Origin of the sequence: Corallococcus sp. AB018, from assembly GCF_003986945.1 — a bacterium.
In the GTDB taxonomy this organism is placed as follows: domain Bacteria; phylum Myxococcota; class Myxococcia; order Myxococcales; family Myxococcaceae; genus Corallococcus; species Corallococcus exiguus.
Window position 1 is genome coordinate 1 of sequence record NZ_RAWR01000037.1, and the last position, 11,421, is coordinate 11,421.

Sequence of the window (11,421 nt, forward strand, 5' to 3'; positions counted from 1 at the left end):
CACCTGGGGTTGCTGCTGTTACCGGAACGAAGGAGCGAGAGGCGCTTCCCACGAGTCGTAAAAATCAAGATGAGCAACTACGACAAGAAGTGGGTGAAGCGCCCTCGCCCTAACTGACCGGCATTGGACCTAGTGGTGGGCCTGGAGGGAGGCGTCTACTTCGTCCGGGTCGACCGGCGGCTCGACCGTTGTGGATGGCCCGTGGGCAGTCAGCTGGAGTTCGACTGGTTCGAACTGTACGCGGTGTCGCCCGAGGGCAAGGTCCTTGGGCGACGCGCCGTCATGCCGTAGTGCTCAGGCTGGCGGGGTGAGGTTCATCGCGTACCAACGGTCACAGCCGAAGTGGCCGGTGCGGCCCATGGGGGCGCAGAGCGGTTCGAAGCCGACCTTGCGGTAGAGCTTCTGTGCTTGCTCCATGCCCGCCAGCGTCTCCAGGTAGCACTGCCGGAAGCCGGCGCTTCTCGCGAAGTCCAGACAGTGTCTCAACAAGCGCTCGCCTACTCCGTGGCCCCGGGCCTTGGGCAGGAAGTACATCTTGCGCAGCTCGCAGACGTCCGGCGCTCCTCCGTCCAGCGGCGCGATGCCCGCGCCTCCCACCACCTGGCCCCCATGCTCCACCACGAAATACACGTGCCGGGGACGGCTGTAGGCCGCGGTCATCGCGTCCACTTCCGGGTCGTGGATCGCGAACCCCGGGCCGTCCGCTCCGAACTCGGGCATCACCGCTCGGATGACCGCCGCCACTGCCGTGTCGTCCCGGGCCTCGATGGGCCTCAACGTCAGTTCCGTGCTCATGACCTCCACGGTCCCATGAGTCACGACCGCCGGCCAGCGGCGTCGGGTGTGCACCTGTGCAGCGCCCTGCACAACCGCCACGCGCCCGACGCACCCCGGTGGATTTCAATCCTGCGCCTTTCCAGGGCATTCTCCGTGGCACGGTCGTTGTAGAGGGGGAAGTTCCATGTACTGTCCTGCCTGCCGACAAGAACGCCTGGGAATCGCGTCCCAGTGCGTCGTCTGTGGCAATCGTCTCGCCGCCCGCGCTCGCTCCGCCATCGAGGCCGAGCTCGCGCATGTCCACTTCCTCCTGGACGAGGTGCGCCGCTGGGATGTCCACGACGTGCCGCCCATGGTCGGCCGCCGCCTCACCGAGCGCTACGAGCGCCAGGCCCGCGTCCTCCTCTCAGTCCTCACCGAGACGCCCATCGACGCGCTGACGTCCGCGCCCGTCGAGCTTCGCAACGAGGCCGTGACGCCTCCGACGATGGGAGAGGGCGCTGTCGCCCTCGGTCCCGTGACGCTTCCCCCCGTGGATGCGGCCGTCGAGGAGACCCCCGTCGCGCAGGCCGTGGCCTCCGACGTAGACGTCGCTTCTGTCGCGCAGGTCGGCGCGAACGTCGTCGAGGACGCTTCCGCTGCTCACGCTGCTGTCGTCGATGCCTCCGTCGCTCACGTTGCTGCTTCTGATGCCGCTGTCTCTGACACCGCCACTGCTTCTGACGCTGTCCCCGATGCCTCCGCGACTCCGGGTTCCACGGGCGCTTCGTTCCACTTCAACTCGCTCGACCTCATCGCGTGCCTGGGCATCGCCTCCCTGTCGGATGCCTCCGCGGCTCGCCGGTTGAACTCGGGCCGTACCTCCGCCGAGTCCCGCGCGCGGGCCGTCAACGAACAGCGGACTGCTCGCCAGTTGCCTCCGAACCCGGGCGAACCCTTCGTGGATCCGCCCGCTCCGAACAGCCGCACCGCCCGCATCGTCGAGGAGACCTCGACGTGGAGCCGCGTGTGGCGGCCGTTCCTCTACGAGAGCATCGCGTGGTTCATCGGCGCGTTCCTCATCCTCTCCGGCACGCTCTACTTCGTCTTCGAGTCCTGGGACGGGATGACGTCCGTCACCCGCTCGCTCACCGTCTTCCTCATGACCGTGGGCTACTCCGTCGGCTTCTCCGTGTGGGGCGGCTACCTCGCCCGCCGCGAGTCCCTGCGCAAGCCGGGCCGCATCCTCGGCCTCATCGGCTCCGCCGTGGCTCCGCTGGGTGGCGTCGCGCTGGGGCCCCTGGGCTTCGGTGAAGCGCTCCACCTCGACGGCGTGCGCCCCTTGCTGCTCGTGCCGCTCCTCTTCGCCTGGTCCGGCGTCGCCGCGTGGCTCGCCCGCAAGCCCATCGAGTCCTTCGACGCTCCCTCGCGCCCGTTCATCCAACTGGGCCTCGTGGGCGCCACGCTCATCATGGGGCTGGCCCCCGTGGCCGCGCGCGTGGGCGTCCCGGCGGTGTGGCTCAACACCCTGCCGTGCATCCTCTTCTTCCTGCTGTCGAGCAAGGCCACCGAGACCCCTCGCAAGGGTGGTGCGCTCACCTTCGCGCTCGCCGCGCCCCTGTTCCTCACCGCGATGTTCGCCATCCGGTTGCACCTGGCCCTGGGCGTCGCCGGAACCTCTGTTCCTCCTGGCACCTACGCGCCCTTCGCGGCGTTCCTGCTCGCCACCTGCCTGCGCTTCCGCACGCTCGATGAGAAGCGCGCCGCGGATCCGCTCGCGGTCGTCACCATCGCGCTCCAGGTGGCGTGCCTCGCGGGTGCCATCGTCGGCACCAAGCCCGCCTTCTTCTTCACCGCGGCCATCTTCACCGGCACGCTCGTGTCGCTGTCGCGCGGCCCCCTGAACCGCCTGCCGTGGCTCTACCCGGCGTACGCGGGCGCCTACTTCAGCTATGCGTCCAGCGCGCAGTTGATCCCGCACGCGCTCACGCTCCTCATCAATGCCATCAAGACGCGCATGGGCTACCCGCCCGCGGCGCCGCTGCCCATCCAATATGGCGCGCTGACGGCCGTGCCCTTCGTGCTCGCGGGCCTGGTGCTCGCGTTCTTCGCCCAGAGGCGCGGCGAGCGCACCGGTGACGCTCGCTCCCTGGGACTCGCGGACGTGCTCCTGCGCTGCACCACCTGGGCCGCGCCCGCGTTCGTCATCTACTCCCACCTGGGTCCCGACTCGCGGCCCTCCTTCTTCGCCACGCTCGCCCTGGCCGCGATGTCCCTGGGCGCGGGCCTGCTGTTCAAGCGCTTCCCGCTGACCGCCGTGGGCGCGGTGCTCTTCGGCCTGCTGCCCTTCAGCGCCTTCCGCGTCTACGGCGCGGCCCCCGCGGCCGTCGTGTCCGGCGTCCTCGCCCTGGGCCTCGCGGGCCTCACGTGGCGGCTCACGGACGAGCGCACGCGGCGCTTCATCTCCGCCGTGGCCGGTGTCATCGCGACGTGCGGGTTCGCCATCGCGCTGGGCATCACTCCCGTCGCCGCGCCCGTCGTGGGCATGACGCTGGGGGCCGCGGGCGTCCTGCTGGCCGCGTACCGGCTGCGCGACGAGAACTTCCTGGCCTACGGCGCCTTCCTCGCGGGCGCCATCCTGCCGAAGCTGGCCGCGGCCCACTCCACGCAGGCGCTGGTCGCCGCGATGGTGGGCGGCGCGCTGGTGCTGGCGCTCCTGGGCGAGCGCGGCGGCCTGCTCAAGCGGTTCGGCGTGCCGGGCCTCCTGTACGCGGGGCTCGCGGTGGTGTGGGGCCTGACCGAGCAGGTCTTCATGGGCCCCGTGCTCCTCACCGCCGCCGCGACGGTGGCGGTGGCCTCCCGCTCCTTCCCCGGCGTCCGTCCGTTCGCGGTCGTGCTCGTGGGCTTCGCGCTCCTGCCGGACGTGCCGCACGCCTACACCGCGTGGGGGCTGTCGCCGGGGCTCTCGCTGGTGCTGCTCGTCACCGGATCGCTCGTGGGCTCCATCGTCGCCGCGCGCAAGGGCAAGAGCGCGAGCACCACCACCGCGGGCATCCTCGCGCTCATCCTGCCGCTGTTGCCGGTGGCCCTGGGCCGCTCCAGTGATCAGTCCCTGTTCCTGATGGGCGCTGCGCTGGCGGCGCTCTTCACCGCCCGCACGCTGCCCGTGACGTTGGGGCTGATGCTGGCCTCCATCGAGGCCGTCTTCGCGCTGCACTCGTCCGGCCCGCTGGCCCTGTTGGGGCTCGCCACTTTCCTCAGCGTCCTGGCCCTCCTGGAGGACGTGCCCGCGGTGCGGCGCATCGCCGCGGGTGGCGAGTCCTTCCGCATCGTCGCCACACTGGGCGCGATGGTGGTGCTGGCGGACGCCTCCTTGTCGTGGGACGGGCACGCGCTGTCGCAGATGCGCGGCGCCACGCAGCTCGCGCTCATGGGTCCGGCGCTGCTGCCGCTGTTGTGGACGCGCTCGCTGCACCGGCCCTTCGCCGCGGCGCTGATGGTGCCCTACGGTGTGGTGACCCTGATGGCCTGGCACCCTCCCTTCGCGTGGACCGCGCTGCTGCCGCTGTTCCCGCTGCTGGTGGTGCGCGTCGTGGAGCACGTGCCGGCCGTCTCCTCGCTGCTCCTGCGCTCGCGGGAAGAGGGCCCGCGCCACGAGCTGTCGATGTGCATGCAGGTGGCGCTCGCGTGCCTGGGCGGACTGGCGCTGCTGGTTCCGGAACAGGAAATGAGCCAGCGCACGGCCCTCTTCTGCGCCATCGCGCTGGTGCCCATGACGGGCCCGCTGCCTTCTGTCCGCGTCATCGCCGCGTCCCTGCTGCTGATGTTCATTCCGGAGGCGCGGCCCTGGGCCACGGGCCTGCTGTTGGCCCTGGCGCTGGCGGACCACCACGCGCCCCAGGCCCTGGTCTCCTTCTTCCGCGTCCCGCGTGACACGGCGCTGCGTGCTTCCGCCACGGGCTCGGCCCTGGCGATCGCGGCGATGTCCACGCTGGTGTCGCCGACCCCTGGCTCTCTGTCGGTGCTGGGGGCGGTGGTGCTGCTGTCCGCGTTCCTGCTGTCGCAGCGCTGGTTGCTCACGGCGGCGGTGGCGGTGTTCGCGCTCGCGCCGCTGGGCCAGACGGACGTCTTCTCGCTGGGCCAGTGGCGTCCGGAAGGCGGCCTGCTCGTCGCGGCCGTGGGTCTGGCCTCCGCGCTGCTGTCCGCGCTGTGCCAGTCCGGCGCCGTGCAGCGCACGCTGACGAACGTCACCGCGCGCCTGACCCCCGGAATCGAGGGCACCTGGAGCGAGCCGCTGTGGGCCGGCGGCGCCGGCACCGTGGCGCTGCTCGTGGGCCTGCGGCTGCTGGACGCTGGTCCGGGCGAGCTGCCCCTGTCCGTGGCGCTGGTCGCGGGCGTCGCGTCGCTGACGCTGATGGTGACGCGCGAGCGGCTGATGATGAACGCCGCCACGGCGCTGCTGGGCCTGGTGCTGGTCGCCGCCGTGCCGCCGCTGTGGGCGCCCGCGGTGGTGGCGGGCACGGGCCTGCTGCTGGCCGTCGTCGGCTTCGCGCTGGACAAGCGCGGCGTGGCGGTGGGCGCGGCGCTGCACAACGGTGGCGCGGTGCTGGCGCTGCTGTCACTCGCGGGCCTGCGTTCGCTTACGCACCCGGGCATGCCGCTGTGCGTGTTCTTCGCGTGGGCCACGGCGTGGGTGGTGGTGCTGCGCCGCCGCGACCGCGAGTGGGTGGGGTGGCTGGCGTCCCTCTTCGCCGTGCACGCCTTCCTCCTGAACTACGGCGCGACGCACTCCACTGGCCGGGGCGCGCAGTTCCTCCTCCCGTACTTCGGCGCGGCGACGTCGCTGCTCGCCACGCTGGTGCTGTCCGTGGCGGGCAAGGCGGTGCGCGGGCGCATGGGACGGGCGTTCTCCATCATCGCGCTCACGGAGGTGCTGTTCGCGGTGCTGGCGGTGCGCCTGCCGGGCGGCGCGGCGCGCGAGGCGTGGGTGGCGTGCGGCGGGCTGGTGTTCCTGCTGTTCGCCCTGGTGCGCCACGCGGCGCGCGAGGAGGACGAAGGCGCGGCGTGGCTCGCGCAGGCGGCGGTGGCGATGGGCTACTTCTGCGTGCGCTTCATCGGCCTGAACGCGCGCCCCGACGCCGCGGACAGCCTGGTGTCCATCATGGGCGGCGCGGCCTTCATCGGCCTGTACCTCTTCGTGCGGCGCGAGGGCTCGGGCCTCAAGGCCTTCCGCCGTCCCGCAGTGGCGGGCGCGTGGCTCTTCCCGCTGGCGGGCCTGTTGACGGTGCCGTGGAGCCAGCCGTTCATCGCGGTGGCGCTGCTCGTGGGCTACGCGGCGCACTTCGCGGCGCTCGGGGCGTTCACGAAGCAGAGGGGCCTCGCGTCGACGATGTCCGTCGCCGCCTTCAACACGGCGCTGTACCTCGTGTGGCTGGGCACCGGTTCCGGCGAGCCGCAGTACTACGTCATCCCCGCGGGCCTCTCCCTGCTCCTGCTCCTGCGCGTCTTCCGCAAGAGCCTGTCGCGGGACGCCTACGCGCAGCTGCGCGCCATGGCAGTGACGGGCATCTACGTGGCCGGCGCGTGGAAGCCGCTGCTCTTCAACGACGGCGGGGCGATGCTCCTGTGCGTGTTCCTCTGCCTGGTGGGCGTGGGGGCGGGCATCGCGCTGCGGATCCGCTCCTACGTGTACCTGGGCTCGGCGTTCCTGGTGACAGCGGTGGCCGCCAACCTGGTGCGCTTCGGCATGCGCGACCACCGCATCGGCGCCCTGTTCCTGTCGATGCTGGGCCTGCTCGTGGTGGGTTTCATGGTGGTGCTCAGCGCCCACCGCGCCACCCTGCTCCAGAAGTACGGGCGGGTGCGCGACCTGCTCGCGACCTGGGAGGGATGATCGCTGTTTGACGTAAAACGATTCCGGGGTTGAATGCGCCCGCTTTCACCCCCGGAGGACTTGTTGCTGCTGCGCCGTTCGTCGCTCGTCATCCTGATGTCGCTGGGCTGCCTGGTGGGTTGTGCGCACGTCCCGGACGCCGCGCCTCGCATGGCGGTGGAACTTCCGGTCTCGGCCGTCACCCGCTCCCCCGTAGTTGAAGCGCCAAGGGGTACAGCGGTGGGCGCGGAGGGCGCACTGGGCGTGAAGGCCGAAGCGCCTCCGCCGCTGGCCTTCGTGACGCCGGAGGGCAGCGCGGGACTGGCTGCGCTGCTGGAGGCGGATCCGCACCCGGTGCCGGAGGAGGCGGGCGTCATCGCGGCGGCGCTGGAGGCCGCGGCGCTCTTCACCGGTCCCACGCAGGGGCCGGGCGGCTTCTGGGACGAGTTGCTGCCGCCGCCGTCGAAGCTGGCGCGCGGCATCGTGGCGCGCGCGGCGCAGCTGGTGGGCGCGCGGCGGTTGGACCGCTCGGTGCCCAATGATTGTTCGGGGCTGGTGCGGTTGGCGTACCTGCAGGCCGGCATCGACCTGGTGGCGCACGGCTTCCTCGCGGGCGAGAACGCGGTGACGGGCATCTTCCGTCGCGCGCAGGCGGCGGGCGCGGTGCACCGGCTGAACCCGCGTCCGGGCGACCTGGCGTTCTTCAAGGAGACGTACGACCGCAACCGCGACGGCAAGCGCAACGACGGCATGACGCACATCGCGGTCGTGGAGAGCGTGGCGCCGGACGGCACCGTGACGTTCATCCACCGCGGGGGCAAGGGCGTGGCGCGCAGCCACATGAACCTGGCGCGCCCCACGGTGCACAAGCTGAACTCCGGTGCGCTGCTTAACGACTTCATCCGACCGGCGAGCAAGGGGATGCGCGCGTACCTCGCGGGTGAGCTGTTCGTCGCGTTCGCTTCACCTGGAGGTTTGTAGTCTCACGGCAGTCGCAGGGGACGCACGGCGCGCACGTTTGAATTGATGCGCGGGTGTGGCGTCATCCCTCGCATGAGACTGCCCCTGCTCCTGGGAAGCCTGTTGCTGTCGTCCGGCTGCATCGTGGCGGAGACGCGTCCTTCGCGTCCGCATCCGAGGCCGCCACCGCCCTCACGCCCCGTGGCGATGAACTACGACGAAGCCGTGCGGCGCGGGTTCGACCAGTGCCGCTCGCGCGGCTACCGCTGCGACCTGCAGGAGGCGCACCTCACCGGCAACAACGTGTGGAAGGTGAAGTTCCGCGTGGATGGCCGGGGCGAGAAGGGCCACCTGCACCTGGACTACGACGCGTACTCGCGCAACCTCATCAAGGTGAACGACAAGGTGAAGGGCAAGGGCCGCGATTGGGATGACGACTGGGACGGCCCGGGGCGTGGCAAGAAGAAGGGCCACGCGCACCGGGACGACTGAAGCACCGCGTGTTTCAGCGCTTCAGCAGGGCTTCGGTGTGGTCGAGCAGCTCCGGTCCGCCGGGCTGCTCATGGCCGGGGATGATGACGCGAGCGTTGGGGAAGTGCTCACGCTCGCGCTGGAGACTCGACGGCCACGCGGCGACGTCCGCGTCCTCCAGGTTGCCCAGGCTCTTGGCGTGGGCGTCCTTGATGAAGCAGCCGCCATAGAGGATGCCTGACGCCGGGTGCATGACGACGAGGTTGTCGGGCGAGTGGCCCGCGCCGGGGAAGAACACCGACAGCGGTCCGAAGTCCTGCGCATCCGCCAGCCGCCGCGAGGGAACGGGGTTGCCCTGCTTGCCCGCACGGAGCGCGGTGTCCTCGCGAGCGTGGACGGGGATGCCCTGCGCGTCGAGCGTGGGGATGCCGCCAGTCCGGTCGAGGTGGAAGTGCGTCACCACCGCGGCGCGCACCGGATGGTGGAGCGTGTCGCGGGCCCAGGTGAGCAGCGCTTGTGAGTGCTCGGGCGTCCAGCCGGTGTCGACGAGGATGGACGCGTCACCGTCCTCCACGAGGAGCCCGTTCGCGGTCACACCCGCCCAGTCCCCGCTCGCTTCCGTGACATGCATCCACACGCCAGGCGCCATGCGCCGCACACGCACGTCCTTCGCGAGCACGAACTCCTCCTGGGAATGGGGAGGAGGCACGGAGGGCGTGGAGGCACAGGCCGTGAGGAGGAGCAGGAGAGGGCCGCAGCGCAGTGGATTCATGAGGCTCCAGAAAGGGGAACGCATGGGAGGCCCGCCGCGAGTGCAAGATGGATGCACAGCGGATTCGCGGGGATCGCGTGGCCCGCGTGCCACACGCGCGTCCGCGGAGCCACGCCGGGCTCAGGGCGCGGACTTCTTCTTCAGGTCTTCAATGGCCCGATTGAACGTCTGCGGGTTGCAGGCCTTGCCGCCGGGAGGGTTTCCCGCCGCGCGCGTGAGGGCGGGCAGGGCGGCCGCGTTGCCCAGGCTCGCCAGTCGCAACGCTGCTTTCGTGCGCACGCCGCAGTCGCTGGACTCCAACGACGTGGAGTAGAGCCCCACCAGGTCCAGGCCCGAGTTGTCCTTCGAGTCCAGATAGCGCAGCGCTCCCCACTGCTTCGTCGAGGGAGTCCCTTTGGCCAGGGACTCGAGCTGGGAACGCACCGTCGTGGCGGGCAACGCCTCCAGGGCCCTGCGCGCGGAGAGGTCCTTCTCGTTGTCCCCGAAGTCCTCGGCCAGTCCGTCCAGGAGCTGCATCTCCGGAGCCTCCCGGCCTGCCTTGTCCAGGCCCAGGATGAGGGCGTGCTCCTCGTTGTGCGCGCCCACCGCGTGCTTAGCCAACGCGCGCAGCCGCGCCGTCGCCGCGTCCTTTGGCACGCCTGGCGCGTCCAGACGCTGGAGTGCTTCCTTGGGCTTGCCGTCCTTCAGCAACCCACGCGCCTGCACCAGCGGATCATTCGCGTGCACCGTCCAGGCCGCACCCGCCAGGACCAGCACCAGCGCTCCCGCGACGCCAGCTTGCACGAGCGGACGTTGCCGCAAGAGGGCCGCACCCTCGCGTGCCTTCGAGACCAGCCCAGCCAGTGGTGACACTTTCGCCCCGGAGCCGGGGATGCCCAGCGCCACGCCGAACGGCGAGCCCTCCGTCGCGCGCGTCACCCGGTACAGCTGCACCTTCTCATCGCGTCCGGGCAGGGGAATGGTGCCGCAGGGCTCGGCGGCGGCCTCGGCGCGGTTTCGCACCATGTTCACGGCTTCGGTGAAGGTCACCTCGTCCGCGGCGGCCACGTGCTCCACCGCCTTCACGACCTCCATCGGCTCGCCGAGCACCGAGTCGTTCGTCACCAGCACCTCGCCCGCGTGCAGGCACACGCGGACGTGGAGCTGGTGCTCTTGCGGCACCGTCTGGTTGTAGCGCCACAGCGCCTGCTGCATCGCCATGCCGCAGCGGATGGAGGCGCTGGGGGCCCGGAAGATCGCGACCAGTGCGTCTCCGCGCTTCTGCACCAGCTTTCCGTCGTGCTCGCGCACCAGCGGCGTCAGCAGCCGGTCGTGCGTGTCCAGCATCCGCGCGTTCTCCTCGTGCGTCTGCCGGCTCATCCGGTCGGTGAAGCCCTGGATGTCGGTGAGCATCACCGTCACGTTCTGCGCCTTCGTCACCACCGCGCCGCCCGTCACCGCTCCCAGCGGGCCCGTCAGCCGGCCCGTCATGCCGAACGCCGCCGTGCCCGTGCGCGGCGCGGTCTGCACCGGGGGCGCCGTGACCGGAGGCGCAGCCTGCGCCACGCCGAACGCCGACGTGCCGGAGCCCGGGCCCGCGGGCGCGGGATTCACGCCGAACGCCGCCGTGCCCGAACTCGGGCCGGCCGGTGCCGCCGGGTTCAATCCGAAGGCGGACGTGCCGGCGGAGGGCGTCGCGTTCGCGTGGACGATGGGCGTGCCCTGGCTGGGGGTGAACGCCATCAGCGCCGCGTGCGCCAGGCCCAGCGCTTCCGCCAGCTCGTTCGCCGTCTGCGGGCGCTTCGCCGGGTCCTTGTCCAACAGCCGCATCACCAGCGACAGCAGCCCCACGTAGCGCGACAGCTGCGGCGCCGCGCGGTCCAGCGGCAGCGGCGCGTGCGAGGCGTGCTGCGACAGGAAGTGGCGCGGCGAAGGCCCGTCGAACGGCAGCCGCCCGGACAGCACGCGGTAGGCCAGCACCCCGAAGGAGTACAGGTCGCTGCGCGTGTCCACCTTCGCGCCCATGGCCTGCTCCGGAGACAGGTACTCCGGCGTGCCCAGCACCACGCCCACCTGGCTGAGCGCGCTGCCCGCCTCGGGCTCCACCAGCCGAGCGATGCCGAAGTCCAGCAGCCGCGCCTGTTCCCCGCGCGCGGACGGGGAGATGAGGACGTTCTCCGGCTTCAGGTCGCGGTGGATGATGCCCTTGTCGTGGATGGCGGCCAGCCCTTCCGCCAGCTGCTGGAGCAGCGCCAGCCCGCGGGGGGCGAGCAGCGGGCCGCCCTGGAGCGCGTCGTAGAGGCTCTGCCCCTCCACGAACTCCATGACGAGGCACGCGGCGTCGCCGGACTGGCCGAAGTCCACGATGCGCACCACCGCCGGGTGCTCCACCGCGGAGAGCAGGCGTGCTTCGCGCTTGAAGCGCTCGGCCATGCCGGCCTGGGCGTGCAAGTCGTGGTGCAGGACCTTGATGGCGACCTTGCGGCCCAGGGAGACCTGCTCACCCAGGTACACCTCACCCATGCCACCGGAGCCCAGGGGCTTGAGAACCCGGAATCGACCGTCGAGGACCAGTGCGTCGGGGGCCAGCACGGCGCGGCATATTGCACGG

7 protein-coding genes are annotated in these 11,421 nt (G+C 71.2%); 4 read left to right on the forward strand and 3 right to left on the reverse strand.

Features of this window, described 5'->3' with window-relative positions; translation table 11 throughout:
- Positions 1-135: 135 nt before the first annotated feature.
- Positions 136-291: a hypothetical protein gene (locus D7Y11_RS43235; protein WP_158641916.1), complete on the forward strand. Its 156-nt coding sequence runs from the start codon at positions 136-138 to the stop codon at positions 289-291.
- A gap of 3 nt (positions 292-294) precedes the next feature.
- Here D7Y11_RS43235 and D7Y11_RS10555 read toward each other — a convergent pair whose 3' ends face one another.
- Positions 295-795: a GNAT family N-acetyltransferase gene (locus tag D7Y11_RS10555; protein WP_126933602.1), complete on the reverse strand. Its 501-nt coding sequence runs from the start codon at positions 793-795 to the stop codon at positions 295-297.
- Positions 796-961: 166 nt separating this feature from the next.
- Here D7Y11_RS10555 and D7Y11_RS10560 point away from each other — a divergent pair, with 166 nt between their 5' ends.
- The 3 genes from D7Y11_RS10560 to D7Y11_RS10570 all read left to right on the forward strand — a co-directional run bounded on the left by D7Y11_RS10560 (position 962) and on the right by D7Y11_RS10570 (position 8,080).
- Positions 962-6,649: a hypothetical protein gene (locus D7Y11_RS10560; protein ID WP_126933603.1), complete on the forward strand. Its 5,688-nt coding sequence runs from the start codon at positions 962-964 to the stop codon at positions 6,647-6,649.
- A gap of 33 nt (positions 6,650-6,682) precedes the next feature.
- Positions 6,683-7,609 carry a CHAP domain-containing protein gene (locus tag D7Y11_RS10565; protein ID WP_233596590.1) on the forward strand — a complete coding sequence of 309 codons (927 nt, stop codon included), beginning with the start codon at positions 6,683-6,685 and terminating at the stop codon, positions 7,607-7,609.
- Between the two features lie 72 nt (positions 7,610-7,681).
- Entirely contained in the window at positions 7,682-8,080 is a 399-nt protein-coding gene (locus tag D7Y11_RS10570; RefSeq protein WP_233596591.1) for a hypothetical protein, read from the forward strand.
- A 13-nt stretch (positions 8,081-8,093) separates the two neighbouring features.
- Here D7Y11_RS10570 and bla read toward each other — a convergent pair whose 3' ends face one another.
- Together bla and D7Y11_RS10580 are read right to left on the reverse strand one after the other, a co-directional pair.
- Positions 8,094-8,831 carry a subclass B1 metallo-beta-lactamase gene (gene bla / locus D7Y11_RS10575; RefSeq protein WP_233596593.1) on the reverse strand — a complete coding sequence of 246 codons (738 nt, stop codon included), beginning with the start codon at positions 8,829-8,831 and terminating at the stop codon, positions 8,094-8,096.
- A 120-nt stretch (positions 8,832-8,951) separates the two neighbouring features.
- Positions 8,952-11,402 (reverse strand): protein kinase, encoded by a 2,451-nt coding sequence (locus tag D7Y11_RS10580; protein WP_172812507.1) that lies wholly within the window; start codon positions 11,400-11,402, stop codon positions 8,952-8,954.
- Positions 11,403-11,421: the final 19 nt, after the last annotated feature.